The following is a 19,950-nucleotide window of genomic DNA, read 5'->3' on the forward strand; positions in this document are numbered from 1 at the left end:
GTTCGCTAATATGGTAGTAAATTAAAGTTATTGTATCGTTGTTTTGGGTCAAACGTCAACTGAAAAGTTTTGTCTGTACGTAGTATTTCCCAAAATTTCTTGCTTGCTCATCAGAGATTGCCGTGTATAATAAAAGGATATTAATAATGACTAAGTTTTCTAGGGTTCCGCAATTTTTCCATAGAATAAATTGGACTGGTCCGAGAGAAAACTCATAGCAAAGTGTATTACTTCACTTTACCCCTTTAAAGCACCTGGGGTCAGACCCCCGGTGCTTTAAAGCGTTGCTATGCCACGGAGGGATAAAAGCCCGGGAGATTATAAGTGATTATAATCTTCTGGGCTTTTTTTGTTGGGTATAGGTGAAAATAGAGATAGGGAGTGACTTTTAATGAATAAGGAATGGCTGAAGGTGTTTGTGGCCGCATTTTTTGAGGTTTTTTGGGTGATGGGCCTAAAGCATGCTGATGATATATGGACGTGGCTAGGCACTGCTATTAGCATTGCTATTAGTTTTTATGGTTTAGTGGCTGCAGGAAAAAATCTACCAGTAGGTACGGTTTATGCAGTGTTCGTTGGACTCGGGACGGCCGGAACGGTAACAGCTGAAATTCTCTTCTTTGGAGAACCATTTAAATGGGTTAAGCTGTTGCTGATTTTACTTTTACTGATAGGAGTGATGGGGCTAAAGCTTGTCACTTCCGAGAACTCTGAGGAAGGAGTGACTTCCAAATGAGTTGGTTATATTTAGTGATTGCGGGAGTATTTGAGATGCTTGGTGTCGTGCTTATGCATCGTCTACATCAAAAGCGCAATTGGCAGTCGCTTTTGTACCTTATTTTAGGTTTTGGCGGCAGCTTCCTATTTTTATCTTTAGCGATGAAGGATATTCCTATGGGAACGGCTTACGCGGTCTGGACAGGAATTGGTGCCTCCGGCGGAGCTATTCTTGGTATTGTTTTGTACGGAGAATCAAGTAACTGGAAGCGGGTTTTATTTATTGCGATGGTGCTAGTGGCTGCTGTTGGGTTGAAGCTTGTTTCTTAAGGGTTCATTTATTGACGATATTTCTAGTGGAAATCTGCGGCTTTGGAACCAAACATTTTGCGCTGGCAAAAACGCCCTCCGAGAGTTTTTTTAACGGGTTCTCTTTTGAGGTGCAAAATCATAAATAACAGTACAAATAACGTAGTAAAAAGTATGGTGATTAGCAATTTAATCATCATGCTTTTTTGCCTCCGAGTATTATCCGTTATACCCGATCAGATAAATAGACGGAAAAATTCCGCTTAATTAGGAAATAGCATTAAAAATAGCTTAATTAGACGGAGAGATTCCGCCTATTGACTCGAAAAACATGAAAATATGGGATTTTGCTTGGTATAACCGGAAAACCTCCCCTTATTTAGCCCGAAACGAGCTCCATTCTGAATTTAACCGGAAAATCTCCGCTTATTTTACTTTCGCTGGTTACTTAATTAAGGACGCATAAATACAGCCGAGTTTCCTATCAAATTTTTCGAAATATTAACAACCGTTTTAGCATATTAACTAACAGCATGAGAATATTCATTCTCACTTTGCTAATTGGTATGCTAATTACTGTGTTAATTCTAAGGTTAAAATACCATAAATGTTGTTATTCCAATAAAAAATAGCATGCTAAATCATATGCGATTTAGCATGCTATTTGTGTTAATTTTTTACATTTTGCACTCCAGAAGAGAACCCGTTAAGAGTTTTTTCGGATGGCGTTTTTTTTTCAAAAAATAATCATTTTCCATATATCGGGTCGTCGGCCCAGCGTTCGGCTAGTTGTTCTTTCGTGTAGATGATACGCATTGGGTTGCCACCGACAAAGGAACCTGCTGGGACGTCTTTGTGAACAAGGGTTCCAGCTGAAACGATAGCTCCATCTCCAATAGTAATACCTGGCAAAATGGTGGTGTTGGCGCCAATCATGACTTCGCTGCCGATGCGAACTTCGCCGAGGCGGAATTCTTTGATTAAGTATTCGTGAGCGAGAATCGTTGTATTATAGCCGATAACGGTGTTGCGGCCGACGCTGATTTTTTCAGGAAACATGACGTCGAGCATGACCATAAGTGCAAACGATGTTTGATCGCCAACCTTCATCCGCAGAAAAGTACGATACAGCCAGTTTTTCATTCCGAGAAATGGGGTGTAACGGGCGAGCTGAATAATGATAAAGTTTTTAACAACCTTCCAAAAAGGAACCGTTTTGTACACATGCCATAGTGAATTAGCGCCTTCGACAGGGTGACGTTCGGTGTTTCTCATTACCTCTTAGCTCCTACTATATTTAATATGTCAGCCATTTCTTCAAGCATGTAGTCCGGATTGTATTGGGCAAGATGCTCGCGGCCTTTGATGGACCATGAGCAGGCTGCTGTTTTGGTTCCGGCATTTTTTCCAGCTAGAATGTCATGATGGTTGTCTCCGACCATGATGGCTTCCTCCGGCTTTGAACCAAGCTGCTCTAATGCTTTAAAAATGGGCTCTGGATCTGGCTTTGCTTTTTCGACATGATCAAGAGCGACAATGACATCAAACAGGGAATCAAGCTTGGTTAATCTAAGCCCCATCATGACGACATCGGAAAGTTTGGTGGTCACGATTCCAACTTTGAAACCTTGATTTTTTAAGGTTTTCACGGTTTCTAACACTGTTGGAAAAATCGTGACGAACGCATCATGGTTGCTAATGTTGAAATCACGGTAAGTAGCAATCATTTCATCAACGCGGTCCTTGTCCATCGGTTCAAAGGTTTCCCTTAAAGTTGGTCCGAGAAAAGGAAGGACATCCTCCCTCTTGTATTGACTTGGATAATATTTTTCCAATGTGTGTAAAAATGACGCGATAATTAGTTCATTTGTATCAATTAATGTACCGTCTAAATCAAAAAGGATGGTGGTAATCTTATTGTTCATAGGTTGCCTCCTTTCTTCTAGCTGCAATGGTTCGATTCCAAATACGAGAAATAATTAGAGTTAAAATAATGGCAACACCTAAGCGGATTAAAAATAACGGCCACACCGAAATTCCTAAAGGGAGGAAAATAAGCGTATCCTCGACGGCTGCGTGACAGGAAACGAGGAAAATAATCGCCAATGTCACATCTTTCGGGCTAACCCCATCTTCTTTCACCGCTTGAATCATCACGCCTGCCCCATACGCTAAGCCAAAAAGGAAGCCTGCTGCGAGGGTCATGGACGTGTTTTCCTGCATTCCTAGTGCTCTTGTAACAGGAGCTGTCCAGCGTGAAAATACATCAATCCATTTTTTATCTTTTAAAATTTGAATGGCCATCATAAGCGGAATGACGATAAGTGCTAATTGCAGGATACCAAGGCCTGCTTTTTGGAGTGCTTCAAGTACAATCGGTATCATTCCACTTATATGCTCTTCTTTTGCCGGAATGAATCCATATTGTGCAGGCTCACTTCCTCCATGCCAAACTAGGTTTATGACGATGGCGGAAAGGAAAGCAAGTCCAAGTCTGACTAATAAAACTAGCCAGAGCTTTACTCCAACCTTTACAGCAACCCCACATTCTACTAATAGGTTGTGGGAAAACGAGGTCATGACGGCGATAATAAACACTTCTTTTACCGAAAAATCCAAGGTTAAGATTGAGCCGATGGCTGCGTATAGATTTAGAAGTGCGCCAAGGACAAGCGGGATAGCCGCATCGCCTGATAATCCAATGAGTCCCATTAGTGGGGCTATTAATTTTGTCACCCACGGTAAGACTGGTGTATATTTTAAAATTCCGACGATTAACGTAATCGGAAAGATAATTTTACCGAGTGTCCAGGTGGTTTTTAAACCAACTAAAAATCCTCTTTTTAATGACCCCGCTAACATGGTTCCCCTTCTCTCTATTTCCTGTAAAAAAGTAGTTTTTAGTTATTTGATGGGTCTAAGTAGTGTTTATCCGCAAGACCTGTTTTACGACGGAAGATGATTAAAACGATGGCAAAGACAACTAGGAATATGGAAATCATCTGCGCCATTCGTAAATATTCTGTCAGCATTAAGCTGTCTGTTCTCATACCCTCGACAAAGAAGCGGCCGATGGAGTACCAGATCACGTAGGTTAAGAAGCTTTCCCCACGACGGAGATTTACTTTTCGAAGAGCTAATAACAGGATGACTCCTGCAAAGTCCCAAAGTGATTCATATAAAAACGTAGGATGATAATAAGTGCCATTGATATACATTTGATTAATGATAAATTGCGGTAAATGTAAGTTTTCTAGAAAAGCGCGAGTGACTTCGCCACCATGTGCTTCTTGGTTCATAAAGTTACCCCAACGCCCGATGGCTTGGCCAAGAATGATGCTTGGAGCGGCGATATCGGCCAGCTTCCAGAAGGAAACGCCTTTCCTTTTCGTGAAAATATAGGTGGTGATGACGGAACCAATTAGGGCACCGTGTATGGCAATTCCACCCTCCCAAATTTGCGGGATTTGGCTCAGATGATCCTTATAATAATGCCATTCAAAAATAACATAGTAGATTCTCGCTGAAATAATCGCAATCGGAATCGCCCATAACATTAAATCGGCAAAAATTTCTTTTTGTAAGTTTCTTCGTTCGGACTCACGCATTGCCATCCATAAGGCAAGCGCCAAACCGGTACCTATAATAATCCCATACCAATGAACTTCGATAGGCCCAAGATCAAGAGCTATCGGATTAAGCGGCTTAATATTCTCTTCCATTCTCTCTCTCCTCTCAATTCGTTTCATTTTCGCTTTAACACACTAACGTGGTGGGGGTCAGACCCCCGGCACTGTGGCGCGGTGAAGCGCCGGGGGTCTGACCCCCAGTGCGGTGATGCGGTGGTGCGGTTTACGATTCATTTAGTCTTCTGTTTCACCGTCGTCGATGACGTCGTGAAGGCGGTCGTTGAATTGCTGAGCCGCATCCATTCCCATTTTCTTTAAACGATAGTTCATCGCAGCTACTTCAATAATAACAGCTAAGTTTCGTCCTGGACGAACTGGGATGGTTAGTTTCGTTATTTCGGAATCAATGATTTTCATTTTTTCTTCATCAAGGCCAAGGCGATCATATTGTTTTTTCTGATCCCATATTTCTAAATCAATGACAAGTGTAATTCGTTTATTACTTCGAACAGCACCAGCCCCAAACAAGGTCATCACATTGATAATCCCTAGACCGCGGATTTCTAAAAGGTGTTCAATTAATTCCGGTGAATTCCCGATTAAATTCCCAACATCCTCCTGACGTATTTCCACACAGTCATCTGCTACTAAGCGATGTCCGCGTTTGACAAGTTCCAATGCTGTTTCACTTTTACCGACTCCACTCTTCCCTGTGATCAGTACACCAACACCATAAATGTCTACTAACACTCCGTGAACGGCAGTTGTTGGAGCTAATTTACTTTCCAGATAATTCGTTAACAAACTTGAAAAGCGAGTGGATTTTTGTTTTGTTCGCAAAAGAGGAACGGCTTCGCGTTCACAGGCTTCGATTAACTCATCCGGTACTTCCATTTCCCTTGTAATAATAATGGCAGGGGTAATATCTGTACATAACCGCTCCATCCTAGAAGCGCGGTCAAACTCTGTTAATTGATGTATAAACGATAATTCTGTTTTCCCAAGCAATTGAATTCGTTCGGCGGGATAATATTCAAAATAACCGGCCATTTCAAGTCCAGGTCTCGAAATATCAGTTGTTGTAATCGGGCGGTCGACCCCTTCTTCTCCACTAATCAGTTCTAAATTAAATTTTTCAATAATATCCTTTGTGCGAACCTTAGCCAAATAGGTCTCCTCCTTATGAGCGACGAATATGTATACTTTCCCTATTTTAGCACTTTTTTAGTAAGAACCAAACGGTAAGCTTCATTTCTTGTGTTATCGTCTTTTCCAACAACAAAAAACCGGAATTCCTATTTCCGGCGGTTTATTTTTTACATCTGTGATTGAATAGCCTTTTTTAAGTGACCGTTATATTGATCTAATACTTGATGAACCTCTTCCCCTTGCAGACCTGTAACCAAAGATAGAATGGCGGCCTTTGTTGACCCGTATTCCGCCAATGCTTTTTCCGCTTCCTTCAAAGTGACATTAGCCGCTTCGACAATAATATCCTTTGCTCGCTGGGTAAGCTTTTCGTTTGATGGTTGCACATCGACCATTAAGTTTCCATACACCTTGCCCAAACGAATCATGGCTGCCGTTGACAGCATATTTAAGACAAGCTTTTGACTCGTTCCAGCCTTCATCCTTGTCGAACCGGTTATCACCTCCGGACCACATTGGACAACAATCGGTATATCGGCGATCTGTTCCATTTCTGAATGCAGCGTATTAACGATACAACCTACCGTTGCGCCTGCCTTTTTCGCTTGATTCATGGCGGAAATCGTATAAGGAGTTCGACCGCTTGCCGCAATGCCGATTAAAACATCATGTTTAGTAAGGGTAAGGACTTCCATGTCTTTTTCCGCTTGGATCGCATCATCTTCTGCCCCTTCTAGCGGAAAACGTAACGCCGTATCACCGCCCGCAATGATTCCGATAACCTGTTCAAACGGAGTTCCGTAGGTAGGCGGACATTCCGAGGCATCCAAGACACCTAAACGGCCGCTTGTACCTGCCCCTACATAGATTAAACGTCCATTGTTTTCAAGCCCTTCGACAATTCGGTCAACCAGCTGCGCAATTTTTGGCAATTCATTGGTTATCGCCTGAGGAACTAATTGATCCTCTTCATTAATGATTGTTACGATTTCGAGACTTGTTTTTTCATCGATATGAGTTGTATGGGGATTTCTCGTTTCCGTCAATATTTGATGTAAGTTCATTCCATATGGCCTCCTGCTACCCTCTTGTCTCTGACTCTTTTTTTGCCAAAAAATAAGCCCCTTTTGTAGAAGAAATGTCTTTGATCATAAACTCTTCCACAGCAATTTGTTTTTGAACATAATCAATAAACGTATTCCGCACTATCGGAATTTTACTAAAAATACTGCCTTTCAAAGCCACACAAGTCTTTTGGTTGTAATCTAATTTCCGATACAGTTGGACAGCCTTTTTTCCAAGAGCTTCACCAGCTTTTTGTAAAATTGCTTTCGCCTGCACATTGTCATTTTCTGCTTCTTGAACAATAAAAGGTACGAGACCGGCAATTTGATCTTTCGTAGAGGTATAAATAAAATATTTAATCTCATGTGCTAGATTCATTTTTAACTCTTTAAGGAGTTTATGTGATAGTTTCCCTAGCCCCCGACCGGAATCTTCCTCGTCTATCATTCTTTTAAATGCCTCCATGACAATCCAATAGCCGCTGCCTTCATCCCCTAACAAATGACCCCAGCCACCGGTATAAAGATACTGTTCTCCTTTTTTTCCAAGACAGATCGATCCTGTACCCGCAATCGTTAAGATCCCATCCCTACCTTCTAACATAGCCGCATGCGCAATTACGGCATCATTGACGATGGAAATATCCGTGGCAAATTCCAGCTGTAACGTGTTGAGTAATTTTTCTCGGTCTCCACCTTCACTACCCGCTAATCCTAAGATTATTTTTACACAGTGACCGTCGAGAGCATTTGTACATTGACGAATGGCTTCGATAATATTTGCTGTTGCTTGGTCATGGTCAATCAAGATATGACCGAATCCGCTGGATCCTGAAGATAGATCTTTTCCATTTAAATCATAGGCAATGGCCTCTGTTTTCGTGCCGCCTCCGTCTACTCCAATCAAATAGTCCATTCAGCTGCCTGCCTATTCTACGAGACTAAAAGCAAACTTATCCCAAGGCTGTAAGTAGTCTAGTAGAAAATGCTCCTCTTGTCTGATTCTTCCTACAACATTGGTTTTACCTGAGTTTTTCATACCTTGCAGGGCAATTTGAAGCTCTCCTTTGTACTGCCCATATAATTCATTTTCAATTAATAAATCACCACGCTGAATATCAGGTGTATAGGTAGGTTTAAATTCTTCCTGTTTATATTTCACGCGGCTTTGTGTGGAACGAATCATATAGTCCGATACGTCCCCTCTATAAAAATGAAACTCTTCTAAAACGATCTTTTTTTCTAAAGGAGTGATTGAATCGAATAACTCGACTTCAAAAGTAAACGGTTCTTTTGTCTCTAAAGATAACGCATTTAATTCTGCTTCCGATGCATAGGCATTGGCAATGATGACATCATCAATCAAGCCGGTTTTAAAAAGATGCTTAGCTTGCACTTGAATCGGAAGCTCACGGTGCATTTCCAACGTACATAAGCCCTCGACAATCGGCCAAGGTCCGAAGGTTGCACTTTGTGAGTTCACAAAAGCTGCTGTTCTAATGCCTAAGTCTTTAAATTGCTGACTACATTTTAAAAAATGCGGATACGATAATCCGGCATAACGGTGCGGGTAAAAATTATGTGAACCGATTAAATTCTCTTTATTCGGTCGATAGCTTAATAGATTATCAATATATTTCGTACCGCTGCTCATATTGACTTCGATTTTTAAACCATATGGATTATAGGTCATAATCGATTCTTCATTTCCTGTGAATCCGAGGTCTAAACGAATTCCATACGCCCCTAATTCATGAAAAAAAGATAAGTCATTATAGGAAATCCCTAGTTTCTGAAAAATCCTTGGAGCGATGTCCACCATCACTTCCATTCCCAGCTCGTTTGCGTGGCGAATGGTTTCTTTAAAACTACTCATAATCTCTTCCTGATTTCCATCAACCGATAATAAGCAGGTGAAAATCCGCTTGAACCCGTACTGATGTGCAAGGGTGATGTACTCTTTATCTTTTTCAACGGTGGAGTGTTCTGGATAAATCGAAATGCCTAGTTGTCTCATGATCCTTTACTTCTCCTCTTTTAATTTTTTGATAATGCGAATCATATGTTCAATCAGCTTTTGCTCGGAAATGGCGGTCATTAAATGGTCCTGCGCATGGATGAGCAACAGTGACTTTTCGTATTTCTCACCGTTTATTTCTGCTTGAATCAGTTTCGTTTGCGTTTTATGAGCTAGATTTAACTCTTTTTGGGCATCCTCAATCAACTGCTGCGCTTTTTCAAAATCAAATTCCTCCGCTGCCTGGAGAGCTTCATAAGCTAAGCTTCTCGCATTACCGCCATGGGCAATGATTTCAAAAATTTCAACCTCTAAATTCATCGTTTCTTCCATTAAATATTCCTCCTTGGCGGGAGCGTGATATTCCCTAATATGACCGATTCCCTCGCGCCGGTAGCACTCTGGACATTACTCGTATTACCATGAAGCGTTTCATTTGCCAAGATCGCAAAGGCAATCGCTTCTTTCGCTTCCGATGAAAAGCCTAAATCTTCTTGAATAAAAACCTCACACTCATTTTTTAAAAGCTCCTTAATCATCGAGACCAAGGTAGTATTGTAGCTTCCCCCACCGCCAATAATGACTTCATTGATTGAATATTTTGGAAAAATAAACTGTTGGTAGTTGGCGGCAATAGATTGAGCGGTGAACATCGTTACGGTCGTTAAAAGGTCAAACTTGGACAGATGGGCGTAATTTTTTAAGATGCGATGGGTGGTGAATTCTTTTCCAAAAAGCTCTCTCCCCGTTGTCTTTGGCGGTTTAGTTGAAAGATAAGGGGTAGCCATTAATTCTTTTAGGAGATTTGCATCAACCTTACCTTGTGCAGCTAATTTTCCACCCTCATCAAATGGAATATGGAACAACCGCTGACATATCTCATCGATAATCATATTGCCAGGACCAGTGTCAAACGCTGTTACGTGATGGATATCGGCATTTTTCGGAATCACCGTGACATTACCGATGCCGCCAATGTTTTGCAATAAGCGATTTTTCTGTTCACTTCGATACAGGACAAATTCCGAAAATGGAACAAGCGGGGCGCCCTGCCCTCCTGCTGCCATATCCATTGTTCGAAAATTAGAGACGACGATGGTATCCGTTTCATAGGCAATCACCGCAGGTTCTCCAATTTGCAAAGTAGAAGGAATGAACAGCCCTTGTGAGGAAGGCTGATGATAGATGGTTTGTCCATGTGAACCGATAAAGTCTAATTTTTCAAAAGGAAGGTTATTTTTTTGACAGATTGTCTTAACCGATTCAGCCAATAGATGTCCTAGTTTAAAGTTCACACTGCAGATGAGTTGAACGGTTGATTTTTCAAGTGAAAGGCAATCTTGAATCTCCGCCTTTATTTCAGGTGAGAAGGGATTTGTTTGAAAATCTAGTAATTGAATTTTCGTTTGTGCGCCGCTGTTTTCGATCTCTACTAACGCGGCATCGATACCATCTAATGAAGTTCCCGACATTAATCCAACTGCGTACATCGTTTATTTCCTTTCTTTTTGGAAGGCTCTTTTCTGAAACTTTGTTGCTTTTTGTAACTAATAAATAGGCATTTCACAATATAGGTTGATAAACTCTTAAGAAAATGAAGAAAAGAGCTGAGCACTTATTAAGAGAGCATGTAAAAATCCGGCTTTAGGGATTTTTACGAAGACCACAATCTATACGATAACAGCTTTTTAGAAAAATTGAGGCAGATATTCTCGATGAGCTTGTAACATTTCATCGAGCACCTGCTTGGCTACTTCATCGCTCGGGACAAGAGGATTTATAGTGAGCGCCAATAATGCTTTTTCATAGGAGCCTGTCACGGCCGCTTCTGCCGCAACCCGTTCAAATGATTTGATTTGTTGAACGAGACCGTTGACCTCTACTGGAAGTTCGCCAACGGATATTGGCTTAGGGCCGTTTTTGGTCACGAGACAATTGACTTCAACCGCAGATTCATAAGGAATCCCCGCGATTGCCCCCTTGTTTTGTACATTTAACGTTTGAATATCCTTTTTATCATTATAAATAGAAGAAATCAGATTACAGGCGGCATCGCTGTAATACGCACCGCCTCGTTTTTCTAATTGCGGCGGTTTGATCGATAAGTTTGGATCCTGATAAAGCTGAAAAAGCTCCTCTTCTAATCGTTTGACTACCTCTGCCCGTGTCTTTCCGCTTAAAAAGTCTTCGAGCTCTTCTTCGAGAATTTCCTTCGTTTTATAATAATAGCGATGATAAGGACATAAAAGGATCCCTAGTGATTTTAAAAAGTCCGGCTGCCATGGCAGCGGAGTGATATTTTTCATCGAGAGATGGTTTGCTGGGTTCGTTAGTAATTCAATAACTTGAGCGGTGACGATTTTTCCATCAACGTACACATTCAGTCCATATACAAGATGATTTAACCCGGCAAAATCGATCATGACTCTTTCTTCGGCTACATCCAATAACCTAGCTATACTTTTTTTCATATGAATCGGAAGGTTGCAAACACCGACAACCTTTTGGTGTGAGCTATATCTTAGTAACGCTTCCGTTACCATTCCCGCGGGGTTTGTAAAATTAATCAGCCACGCTTCCGGACATAGCTCCTGCATTTCTTCGGCAATTTCCAGTAGAACAGGAATCGTTCGTAACCCTTTAAAAAGCCCACCAGCCCCATTTGTTTCCTGACCAATGATTCCATGCTGCAAAGGAATTCGTTCATCTTTGATTCGTGCCTCTAATAAACCGACTCGCATTTGCGTGGTGACAAAATCAGCATTTTTCAGTGCTTCTCTACGATTTAAGGTTAAATGGATTTGAATGGGAAGATTCGCCTTTTTAACCATCCGCTTGGCTAATTGCCCGACAATCTCGAGCTTTTCTTTGCCTGCTTCAATATCCACTAACCAAAGCTCTCGAACAGGTAATTCTTCATATCTTTTAATAAATCCTTCCACAAGCTCAGGGGTATAACTCGAGCCCCCACCTATCGTTACAATTTTGATGCCTTGCTCATTCATTTTGGCACCGCCTAGTTAAAAAAGATGAGGAAATACGTACCGATCGAACAAGCCGCTAAAGATAGAAGGAAACAGGTGATCATTTGTTTCTTGCTTTTTAATAGTTTTTCAACATAAAAGGCACACACCGTTATGGCAATGGCGGCCGAAAAGCTCGTGCAAATAAATAGGCTTGCATCGGTTGATAATCCCAGCATTGTTAATGGGCTGGTCAACACCACATTCGTCAAACAAACAATCAGTAAAAACGTAAACACACTTTTAAAACCAATCCGCTTAATTTTGAATTCCATCCTAAATCACCTGCCAAAATGTAATAACAAAAGTGGGAATCAGCTCAAACGATGATCCCCACTTTTGGATAAAAAACTATTTAAATTCGTATAGTGGGTTTAAGACTTGGTGGTTGTTTTCGACAAAATTCAGGCAGAAGTTTAAAAACCAAAACTTCCTTCGTGCCTGTCACCTTTACGCTTTACACCGAAAAAGTGTTGTTGCTGGTGGTTACTTCTGTATCAGCGCTTTCCATTTGAAGCATTTTTTTGTCGTACATTTTGAAGAATGGTAGATAGATAAAGAAGGAGATGGCGATGTTGACGAGTACTAGGATGACAGCTTTGAAGTCTCCTCCAGTTGCCAGGTAGGCGCCGATTGGTGCAGGCAATGTCCATGGTGCCATAACATAGGTTGGTGTTACTAATCCAATTGCGGTTACTACATAAGAAATAGTAGCCGTTACAAGAGGAGTAATAACAAACGGAATGATCATGATTGGATTTAATACAATCGGTACCCCGAAGACAACCGGTTCATTGATATTAAAAATTCCCGGAATAAGACACGTTTTTGCTAGATTCTTTAAATATTTAGATTTAGAGAAGAATAGCATCGCTAATACGAGACCTAAAGTGGCACCAGATCCACCAATCCAAATGAACCATTGATAGAAGGTTTCTGGAGCAATATGAGGTATAGATGTACCAGCTGCGACTGCTTCTGCATTTTTCGCAAGATAAACTTCCCAAACTGGTCGAGCAACCGTACCAACAACAGAAACTCCGTGAATACCAAACGACCAGAAGAAGGTAATTAAAAATACTGGAATTAACACACCCGGTAAACTATCGCCAGCTTTTACGATTGGGCCGACGGCTTTGTCTACTAAATAATGTAAATCAATCTTGAATACAACCGTAATCAGTGTCATCAACACAACCACAATAGCAACAGGAATAAGTGCTTCAAATGAACGGGACACGGACGCCGGTACTTGGTCAGGCATCTTAAAAGTAAGGTTTTTCGTTTTACAGAAACGAAGAATTTCTACGGATAGTATGGATACAAGCATGGCTACGAATAAACCATGTCCGCCAAGGTTGGCCATCGGGAGCATAAAACCTTCCCCTTCGATCGCCTTCGGTACAAGTGTTAAAAGGAATGCAGCAACGGAGATTTGTGCACCTGACAATGGGTCAATCTTATAGCTCCTGGCGAGATTGTACCCTATCCCAAAGGCTATATAGAGCGACATAATAAACATCGTTAATCGATAAGGAATCAAGATATTGGCGATGTTTTCACTAGCCCAAACTGCAAATCCCCAATCTTTCGGTACAGGCGGGAAAGCTAAAATGAGGAAGAAGCTTCCTACGATAATAAAAGGTAATGCGGAAATAACCCCATCACGAATCGCTTGCAAGTGCCTTTGTTCGGAAAGCCTTGCCATAGGACCGGATAAATTCTTTTCTAAAAATGCGATAAAACGATCCATCTTTTTACCCCCTTTGTCCTCTTGCTCTATGAGCCTAGGTTAAAAAACACGAAAATGATTGCAAAAACAGTTTATATGACGCTAGAACCTTCCTATTTCCCGACAACTTCCCTTACCTTTTTCAATAATGCTGGGCCACCTAGAGGAGTATAAGCTTGCGGTGGAATGGCATCACATGGAACCGAAGCTTCCTCAGCAAATGCTTTTATTTTGTCAAAACGGTGCCTCACTTGTGGAGCAACCATGACTACATCCCAGCCCTTGTGAATTTCATCTTCCACTTCACTTGTTCCGATGGCTAATACCTCCATATCAATGCCCTGCTTTTGCGCTTCATTTTTTAACGCTTTCACGACAATGGCACTAGACATACCACCGGAACAAACAAATAATATTTTCATTAAATTTCCTTCCCTCCTTTTTGATAGTTTTATAGAATCCCGCTAGCGTTTCATCTTCTGCACAATTTGATGGGTATCAATAATGCGCTCGTACACCTTTAACCCTTTACGAATACATAAACGGATAAAAAGCGTATCAATGATCGCTAGTTGGGCAATTCTCGCACTCATCGTTCCAATTCGAATATTCTGTTCCTCTTCTGAGATAGTCAGAACGATATCCGACAATCTTTGGGCCGGCGATTTACCATGCTGGGTGAGACAGATGGTTTTCGCTCCTTTTTCTTTCGCCACATTTAAAAGGTCAATCACTTCTTTTGTTTTTCCAGAAGTCGTGACCACAAACAAAACATCATTTTTCGTAATATTGGCCATCATCATCATTTGAACATGATGGTCTAACGATAAAAATGTAGGGACATTGATTCTTAAAAACTTGTACTCTGCATCCATTGCGACAACAGCTGAACCGCCAGCTCCATAAACATAAACACGATCTGCCTCATCGATCGCCTGAACGGCTGCATCGATTTGCTCAAGCTGAACTAATTTACTCGTATTGGTGAGGGCACTGATGTTTTTTCGCATGACTTTTTCTAAAACGGTTGCGGTATCGTCCTCAAAGCTCAATAACGTATCGACACTTGTTTGAGGTTCGGATAAACGAATGACTTTCGCAATTTCAAGCTTAAGACCTTTAAAACTATTAATACCTGCTTTTTGACAAAAGCGAATAATCGTTCCTTCACTGCTTTCACAAGCTTCGGCCAGCTGCTTCGTCGTCATGTTCAAGACATCATTCGGATAGGCCAAAACAAATTCAGCAACCTTTTTTTCAGAAGGGCTGTAGTTCTCCATTTGTAGCTCAATTAATTTGATGATTGAAAAATTCTCCATATGATAACTCCTACTTTTGAAAGGGCTTTCATTTCTTGTTTTAATTATAAGATGTGTTGGAGTAAAATTTCAATATTTTTGTACAAAAGTTAAAATTACGCTCCAAATTAATAGGAGTGCCTATGAAGTACTAATTGCCTTTGCAGGTTTAACCTATAAAGCTATTACAAAATATTAATTAATTTGAATTTTCTAAAAAATAGTAAAATCGTAATATATACATGCTTTCATTTCCCATGGTATCTTTTTCCACGAAAAGGAGCTTCCTTTTTAAAATTAGCGGGAGGAATGTAAATGAAGCTATTTAGAAACATGAGTTTAGTATTTTTATCCATGCTGCTGTTAGTCACCTCTGCTCTTCAACCCTCAGTAAAAGCAAAAGCCGAAGTACAAACAACCTATCAAAAAAGGGAAATGCGTTCGGTATGGATTGCCACGGTCACCAATATCGATTGGCCATCCAAAAAAGGATTAACCCCAGAAGTACAAAAGCAAGAGTTTGTGAAATTACTAGATGATGTAAAAGAAATGGGCATGAATTCGGTGGTTGTCCAAGTGAAGCCGACCGCTGATGCTTTTTATCCATCAGAGTACGGGCCCTGGTCCGAATACTTAACAGGCGTTCAAGGAAAAGACCCTGGTTATGATCCGCTGCAATTTATGGTGGATGAAGCCCATAAGCGTAATCTCGAATTCCATGCCTGGTTTAACCCATACCGAATTACCATGAATCATACGAATTTAAATAAACTAGTTGCGGATCATCCTGCTCGAAAACATCCAGATTGGGTGGTTGCTTATGGTGGGAAGCTCTATTATAATCCTGGGATTCCAGAAGCAAAGCAATTTATCGTAGATGGGATTTTAGAGGTCGTGAAAAACTATGACATTGATGCTGTCCATATGGATGATTATTTTTATCCTTATCGGGTACCTGGTAAGGAATTTCCTGACCAAGACACGTATGAAAAATACGGGGCGGACAAGTTTTTGAATATTGGAGATTGGCGCAGGGATAATGTTAACCAGCTTGTGCGTGACATCAATATCGCGATTAAGCAGGAAAAGCCTTATGTGAAATTTGGCATTAGTCCATTTGGCGTTTGGCGTAATAATGCTGTAGATCCTTCTGGTTCTGCTACTACCGCTGGGCAAACGAATTATGATGATCTATATGCGGATACAAGAGAATGGATTCAAAATGAATACCTAGACTATATTACTCCACAAATCTACTGGAATATCGGTTTCCAACCGGCAGCCTACGATATTCTCCTCGATTGGTGGACAAGGGAAGTTCATAATAAACCGATTCACCTTTATATTGGGCAAGCTGCTTATAAAATTAATAATAACTTTGTGCCAGAATGGTCTGATCCAGATGAGTATCCAAGACAAATTGCGTTGAATCATCAATATCAAGACGTCATGGGTAGCACTCATTTTAGCCTTAAAGATTTGAATCGTAATCCACTGGGCATCAAGGATAAATTGAAGAATGATATTTATAAATATCCAGCCTTAGTACCAACGATGCCATGGCTAGACAATGAGGCACCAAAGAGACCAAAGCTGCGTGATGTTGAGCGAGAAAAGGATGGAAATTTGATAAGCATTGAGGACCATACATTAAATGATAGCGATGATACCGCGTATTACGCTATTTATCGCTTTGATGGTGACAAAAAAGGAGATATAGAAGATTCTAGAAATCTGCTAACTACAGTTCGTAAAACGGGGCATACCCAACAATTCAAGGATGAATCGGCAGACCCTGGAAAAACCTATACTTATGTGATTACCGCTCTGGACAGACTTCACAACGAAAGCTTACCGACACAAGAAATAACCGTGAAGGTGAAATAAGAATTTTATAGAGTGCTAGATGTTTAGAAATGCCGCTTGGGTGGCATTTCTTTTTTTGAGGGATTAGCTTCAGTGATTATGGAGGACATTTTCGCCCACTTTTTAAGTGTATTCCCCTTGGTTTCCACATTCATCCAGATGAAGGACACTTTCACCCTATTTCCGCTGCATTTTGTCCTTCATGAGCCTTATGAAGGACATTTCGCCTTCATTCTTGATTAGTTTTGTCCTTCATTTTCCACATTCATCCAGATGAAGGACACTTTCATCCTATTCCTTCCGTGTTTTGTCCTTCATCGGTCTTATGAAGGACATTTCGTCTCCATTTTCAAAGTGTATTGTCCTTCATCTACCAATATCTAGAAAAGCCAACTTCTCCATCACTCAAATTTACCTCTCCAGCTCAATCGTATACTTATAAAGATCACCACGGTAAACAGACTGGGCTAGTTCGAGGGCGGTTCCATCTGCAAGGTATCCAATTCTTTGGATTCGTAAGACTGGTGCACCTTCTTTTATTCCTAGGATACCCGCTTCCTCTTTTGTAGAAATCGAAGCCTCTAGTTCCTGGATCCCCCTGCTAATTTCCAAATTCAATTGATTTCCCACGTATTCATAGATAGATTCTTCTGCCTGATCCATCATTAAATCAGGAACTAAGGCTTTCGGCATATATAAGCTTTCTAATGCAATCGGAGTGCCGTCAGCATAGCGAACTCTTATGATCTCATAAACTAGTGCCCCTTCTTCCACTTCTAGTAAGTGACTGACTTGCGAGTCGGCCCCTCTAACAAAAAAATCAAGTACTTTGGTGCTCGGCTGCATTCCTCTTGCCTTCATATTTTCGGTAAAGCTCGTTAATCCTTTTAATCTTTGCTCAATTTTTCGAAAAGCAACAAAGGTCCCCTTTCCGCGTTCCCGAACTAATATCCCTTCATTGACTAAATTGGTAATCGCTTGGCGTACGGTCATGCGGCTTATTTGATACGTTTCTGAAAATTCACGTTCAGAGGGAATAAGCTCCCCGGGTTTTAATTCTTGTTTTTCAATAAGTTCCTTTATCCCTTGCTCAAGTTGAAAATAAATCGGTATCGGTAATTCTTTATTGATCATGTCATGTTTACCTCCAGGTCGTTCCTATCCAATAACGATACCGCCTCTTCATCCGCAATAATGGTCACATGGGGATGTGTTTTTAAAATAGAGGCTGGAATGCGTTCATCCAATGGTCCATAAAACAATTGCTGAAGGATGTTCGCTTTGTGTTTCCCAGATACGAGTAAAAGGATTTTTTTACTATTCATGATCGTCGCGATACCCATTGTTATCGCTTCGGTCGGAACTTCTTCAAGACTAGGAAAATATCTTGCATTCGCTTGTCTCGTGGATTCCGTTAGCCGTACTACATGCGTTCTTGATAAAAAAGAGGTACCAGGCTCATTAAAGCCAATATGGCCGTTTCGTCCGATTCCTAATAATTGTAAATCAATTCCGCCCAATGACTCGATAAGCTGTTCATACCGTTCACACTCGTTAGCTGGAATTTTAGCGAGACCATTAGGAAGGTGGTAATTTTCAACTGGAATGTCAATATGGTCAAAAAGATGATCTCTCATAAAATAATGGTAACTGTTAAGGTTTTCTGAACTTAAGCCCACATATTCATCCAAATTGACGGTGCGGACATGTTGGAACGATTGCTTTTCTAGTTTGCATAAATCGATTAATTGAGCATACGTTCCCACCACTGTCCCTCCGGTTGCTAATCCAAGAACGGAATGCGGATGACGTTTCACTTGCTCCATAATGAATCTTGCTGCTGTTTGACTCATTTCTTGATCATTTTTGACCACGACAAGTTTCATTTCGATTCCTCCTCTTGGTTGTGATAAGCCAGGACACCTCTGCAAAAGGTTAGCTTAACCTCTCCCTTTTCATCCAACACCACTAAATCTGCATCTTTTTCCGGTTTAATGCTTCCTTTTCGATCGAAAATCCCAAGCTGCTTTGCTGGATTTTCACTTGCCATCTGAACGATTTCCTGTAGGGTACAACCAGTAAATTTCATCATGTTCTGGCAGGCATCCTTTAATTTTAAAATACTTCCAGCCAGGGTTCCGTCCTTAAGCGTTGCTTTTTCGGAAGTCACGGTGACCTCTTGGCCGCCTAAATCATAGATTCCCTCACCTAAACATTTGGCTCGCATCGCATCCGTTATTAAAATAAGACCTTGACTGCCTTTATTTTTAAAAGCAAAGCGTACCATCTCGGGCCGACTGTGGACGCCATCGACAATGATTTCACTCTTTATTTCATCGTTCATCAAAACCGCACCAATAACCCCTGGTTCGCGATGATGCAGCTCGCGCATTTGATTGTATAAGTGTGTGGCATGCGAAACTCCCGCTTGTATCGCTTCTTTCACCTCTGAATAGGTAGCATCCGAATGACCAATCGAGGCGACAACACCTGTTTCTTTTAAAAATGAAGTTAGCTCCATACCCCCATGACATTCAGGGGACAAGGTAACCAACTTAATTAGTTGGTTCGCGATAACTTGCCACTTTTTAAATAAGTCGATGTTTGGCTCTAATATATATTGAGGATGCTGTGCCCCTACTCTTTTAGGAGAGATAAATGGGCCTTCAAGATGTATGCCAAGAACCTCTGCTTTTCCTAGTGGATTCGAGCTACTTATATAATTGGCGACGTTTCCTAATGCTTTTTCAATATCGTCTACAGCGGTTGTCATGGTCGTCGCTAAAAAGCTTGTTGTTCCTTCTTTTGGTAAAATGGCAGCCATTGTACTTAAAGCTTCCTGTGTGGCATCCATCGTATCCGCTCCACCTGCTCCGTGAATATGAAGATCGATAAACCCAGGAACTAAAGCGTACTGTTCTGGAAAGGAAAAGACCTCTACCTCACCCATTTCAATGACTGATGGAGTTTCTCCCACTTCAACAATGTTGTTTTCATCAAAGAGGACATAGCCATTCGGAATAACCCCTGTTTCAGCGTAAACATTGATATTCATGATTAATTTTTTTTTGGAATTCATATCGATTCCCCTTTTTACCATCATTTTTACTTCCATCTTATTAAAATAGAAGTATAGTTGTCTAGAC

General features: G+C 41.0%; 20 protein-coding genes, 1 pseudogene and 1 riboswitch. Of the genes and pseudogenes, 3 read left to right on the plus strand and 18 right to left on the minus strand.

The window, feature by feature from the left end; genetic code table 11:
• Positions 1-148 precede the first annotated feature (148 nt).
• Positions 149-319: riboswitch (guanidine-I (ykkC/yxkD leader) on the plus strand.
• Between the two features lie 72 nt (positions 320-391).
• Entirely contained in the window at positions 392-736 is a 345-nt protein-coding gene (locus ACSBPO_RS19425; protein ID WP_442596198.1) for a DMT family transporter, read from the plus strand.
• Positions 733-1,047: a DMT family transporter gene (locus tag ACSBPO_RS19430; protein WP_442596200.1), complete on the plus strand. Its 315-nt coding sequence runs from the start codon at positions 733-735 to the stop codon at positions 1,045-1,047. The genes ACSBPO_RS19425 and ACSBPO_RS19430 overlap by 4 nt, the downstream gene beginning before the upstream one ends.
• Positions 1,048-1,773: 726 nt before the next feature.
• On the opposite strand, the gene ACSBPO_RS19435 is transcribed toward ACSBPO_RS19430, so the two are convergent.
• The 15 genes from ACSBPO_RS19435 to ACSBPO_RS19505 form a co-directional block, all read right to left on the minus strand.
• On the minus strand, positions 1,774-2,301 hold the full coding sequence (locus ACSBPO_RS19435) for an acyltransferase (protein ID WP_442596202.1): 528 nt from the start codon (positions 2,299-2,301) through the stop codon (positions 1,774-1,776).
• Complete coding sequence (gene ppaX / locus ACSBPO_RS19440) at positions 2,301-2,951, minus strand: pyrophosphatase PpaX (protein ID WP_442596204.1); 651 nt, start codon at positions 2,949-2,951, stop codon at positions 2,301-2,303. Before ppaX ends, ACSBPO_RS19435 begins: the two co-directional genes overlap by 1 nt.
• Entirely contained in the window at positions 2,941-3,888 is a 948-nt protein-coding gene (locus ACSBPO_RS19445) for a nucleoside recognition domain-containing protein (protein WP_442596206.1), read from the minus strand. The genes ppaX and ACSBPO_RS19445 overlap by 11 nt, the downstream gene beginning before the upstream one ends.
• A gap of 38 nt (positions 3,889-3,926) precedes the next feature.
• A complete protein-coding gene (gene lgt, locus ACSBPO_RS19450) occupies positions 3,927-4,748 on the minus strand; it encodes a prolipoprotein diacylglyceryl transferase (RefSeq protein ID WP_442596208.1) in 822 nt (273 codons plus the stop codon).
• A 141-nt stretch (positions 4,749-4,889) separates the two neighbouring features.
• Positions 4,890-5,822 (minus strand): HPr(Ser) kinase/phosphatase, encoded by a 933-nt coding sequence (gene hprK / locus ACSBPO_RS19455; RefSeq protein ID WP_442596210.1) that lies wholly within the window; start codon positions 5,820-5,822, stop codon positions 4,890-4,892.
• 149 nt (positions 5,823-5,971) lie between these two features.
• Complete coding sequence (murQ, locus tag ACSBPO_RS19460) at positions 5,972-6,868, minus strand: N-acetylmuramic acid 6-phosphate etherase (RefSeq protein ID WP_442596212.1); 897 nt, start codon at positions 6,866-6,868, stop codon at positions 5,972-5,974.
• A 16-nt stretch (positions 6,869-6,884) separates the two neighbouring features.
• Complete coding sequence (locus ACSBPO_RS19465; protein WP_442596214.1) at positions 6,885-7,784, minus strand: BadF/BadG/BcrA/BcrD ATPase family protein; 900 nt, start codon at positions 7,782-7,784, stop codon at positions 6,885-6,887.
• Between the two features lie 12 nt (positions 7,785-7,796).
• Positions 7,797-8,885, minus strand: a complete 1,089-nt coding sequence (locus tag ACSBPO_RS19470) for a DUF871 domain-containing protein (protein WP_442596216.1) — start codon at positions 8,883-8,885, stop codon at positions 7,797-7,799.
• 6 nt (positions 8,886-8,891) lie between these two features.
• Entirely contained in the window at positions 8,892-9,218 is a 327-nt protein-coding gene (locus ACSBPO_RS19475; RefSeq protein WP_442596218.1) for a PTS lactose/cellobiose transporter subunit IIA, read from the minus strand.
• Complete coding sequence (anmK, locus tag ACSBPO_RS19480) at positions 9,218-10,375, minus strand: anhydro-N-acetylmuramic acid kinase AnmK (protein ID WP_442596219.1); 1,158 nt, start codon at positions 10,373-10,375, stop codon at positions 9,218-9,220. The genes ACSBPO_RS19475 and anmK overlap by 1 nt, the downstream gene beginning before the upstream one ends.
• 198 nt (positions 10,376-10,573) lie before the next feature.
• Positions 10,574-11,890 (minus strand): 6-phospho-beta-glucosidase, encoded by a 1,317-nt coding sequence (locus tag ACSBPO_RS19485; RefSeq protein WP_442596221.1) that lies wholly within the window; start codon positions 11,888-11,890, stop codon positions 10,574-10,576.
• Between the two features lie 11 nt (positions 11,891-11,901).
• Positions 11,902-12,183, minus strand: a complete 282-nt coding sequence (locus ACSBPO_RS19490) for a hypothetical protein (protein WP_442596223.1) — start codon at positions 12,181-12,183, stop codon at positions 11,902-11,904.
• Positions 12,184-12,365: 182 nt separating this feature from the next.
• Positions 12,366-13,661: a PTS sugar transporter subunit IIC gene (locus ACSBPO_RS19495; protein WP_442596225.1), complete on the minus strand. Its 1,296-nt coding sequence runs from the start codon at positions 13,659-13,661 to the stop codon at positions 12,366-12,368.
• Positions 13,662-13,753: 92 nt separating this feature from the next.
• A complete protein-coding gene (locus ACSBPO_RS19500) occupies positions 13,754-14,062 on the minus strand; it encodes a PTS sugar transporter subunit IIB (RefSeq protein ID WP_442596227.1) in 309 nt (102 codons plus the stop codon).
• A gap of 42 nt (positions 14,063-14,104) precedes the next feature.
• Positions 14,105-14,959, minus strand: coding sequence for a MurR/RpiR family transcriptional regulator (locus tag ACSBPO_RS19505; RefSeq protein WP_442596229.1), 855 nt, complete (start codon positions 14,957-14,959; stop codon positions 14,105-14,107).
• Positions 14,960-15,340: 381 nt separating this feature from the next.
• Between ACSBPO_RS19505 and ACSBPO_RS19510 the strand changes: the two are divergent.
• A pseudogene (locus tag ACSBPO_RS19510) lies at positions 15,341-16,825 on the plus strand (glycoside hydrolase family 10 protein); the annotation flags it as partial.
• Positions 16,826-17,215: 390 nt separating this feature from the next.
• Here the strand turns inward: ACSBPO_RS19510 and ACSBPO_RS19515 are convergent.
• The 3 genes from ACSBPO_RS19515 to nagA are packed head-to-tail and all read right to left on the minus strand — an operon-like array spanning position 17,216 to position 19,883.
• Positions 17,216-17,938, minus strand: a complete 723-nt coding sequence (locus tag ACSBPO_RS19515; RefSeq protein ID WP_442596230.1) for a GntR family transcriptional regulator — start codon at positions 17,936-17,938, stop codon at positions 17,216-17,218.
• Positions 17,935-18,690 (minus strand): glucosamine-6-phosphate deaminase, encoded by a 756-nt coding sequence (nagB, locus tag ACSBPO_RS19520; protein ID WP_442596232.1) that lies wholly within the window; start codon positions 18,688-18,690, stop codon positions 17,935-17,937. The genes ACSBPO_RS19515 and nagB overlap by 4 nt, the downstream gene beginning before the upstream one ends.
• A complete protein-coding gene (gene nagA / locus ACSBPO_RS19525) occupies positions 18,687-19,883 on the minus strand; it encodes an N-acetylglucosamine-6-phosphate deacetylase (RefSeq protein WP_442596234.1) in 1,197 nt (398 codons plus the stop codon). Before nagA ends, nagB begins: the two co-directional genes overlap by 4 nt.
• Between the last annotated feature and the right edge of the window lie 67 nt (positions 19,884-19,950).

The sequence above is a fragment of the Neobacillus sp. D3-1R genome (assembly GCF_052180215.1).
GTDB lineage: Bacteria > Bacillota > Bacilli > Bacillales > Cytobacillaceae > Pseudoneobacillus.

Coding starts and splice junctions, on each gene's coding strand:
- ACSBPO_RS19425 (WP_442596198.1), top strand. CDS start 392: ATGAATAAGGAATGGCTGAAGGTGTTTGTGGCCGCATTTTTTGAGGTT.
- ACSBPO_RS19430 (WP_442596200.1), top strand. CDS start 733: ATGAGTTGGTTATATTTAGTGATTGCGGGAGTATTTGAGATGCTTGGT.
- ACSBPO_RS19435 (WP_442596202.1), bottom strand. CDS start 2,301: ATGAGAAACACCGAACGTCACCCTGTCGAAGGCGCTAATTCACTATGG.
- ppaX (WP_442596204.1), bottom strand. CDS start 2,951: ATGAACAATAAGATTACCACCATCCTTTTTGATTTAGACGGTACATTA.
- ACSBPO_RS19445 (WP_442596206.1), bottom strand. CDS start 3,888: ATGTTAGCGGGGTCATTAAAAAGAGGATTTTTAGTTGGTTTAAAAACC.
- lgt (WP_442596208.1), bottom strand. CDS start 4,748: ATGGAAGAGAATATTAAGCCGCTTAATCCGATAGCTCTTGATCTTGGG.
- murQ (WP_442596212.1), bottom strand. CDS start 6,868: ATGAACTTACATCAAATATTGACGGAAACGAGAAATCCCCATACAACT.
- ACSBPO_RS19465 (WP_442596214.1), bottom strand. CDS start 7,784: ATGGACTATTTGATTGGAGTAGACGGAGGCGGCACGAAAACAGAGGCC.
- ACSBPO_RS19470 (WP_442596216.1), bottom strand. CDS start 8,885: ATGAGACAACTAGGCATTTCGATTTATCCAGAACACTCCACCGTTGAA.
- ACSBPO_RS19475 (WP_442596218.1), bottom strand. CDS start 9,218: ATGGAAGAAACGATGAATTTAGAGGTTGAAATTTTTGAAATCATTGCC.
- anmK (WP_442596219.1), bottom strand. CDS start 10,375: ATGTACGCAGTTGGATTAATGTCGGGAACTTCATTAGATGGTATCGAT.
- ACSBPO_RS19485 (WP_442596221.1), bottom strand. CDS start 11,890: ATGAATGAGCAAGGCATCAAAATTGTAACGATAGGTGGGGGCTCGAGT.
- ACSBPO_RS19490 (WP_442596223.1), bottom strand. CDS start 12,183: ATGGAATTCAAAATTAAGCGGATTGGTTTTAAAAGTGTGTTTACGTTT.
- ACSBPO_RS19495 (WP_442596225.1), bottom strand. CDS start 13,661: ATGGATCGTTTTATCGCATTTTTAGAAAAGAATTTATCCGGTCCTATG.
- ACSBPO_RS19500 (WP_442596227.1), bottom strand. CDS start 14,062: ATGAAAATATTATTTGTTTGTTCCGGTGGTATGTCTAGTGCCATTGTC.
- ACSBPO_RS19505 (WP_442596229.1), bottom strand. CDS start 14,959: ATGGAGAATTTTTCAATCATCAAATTAATTGAGCTACAAATGGAGAAC.
- ACSBPO_RS19515 (WP_442596230.1), bottom strand. CDS start 17,938: ATGATCAATAAAGAATTACCGATACCGATTTATTTTCAACTTGAGCAA.
- nagB (WP_442596232.1), bottom strand. CDS start 18,690: ATGAAACTTGTCGTGGTCAAAAATGATCAAGAAATGAGTCAAACAGCA.
- nagA (WP_442596234.1), bottom strand. CDS start 19,883: ATGAATTCCAAAAAAAAATTAATCATGAATATCAATGTTTACGCTGAA.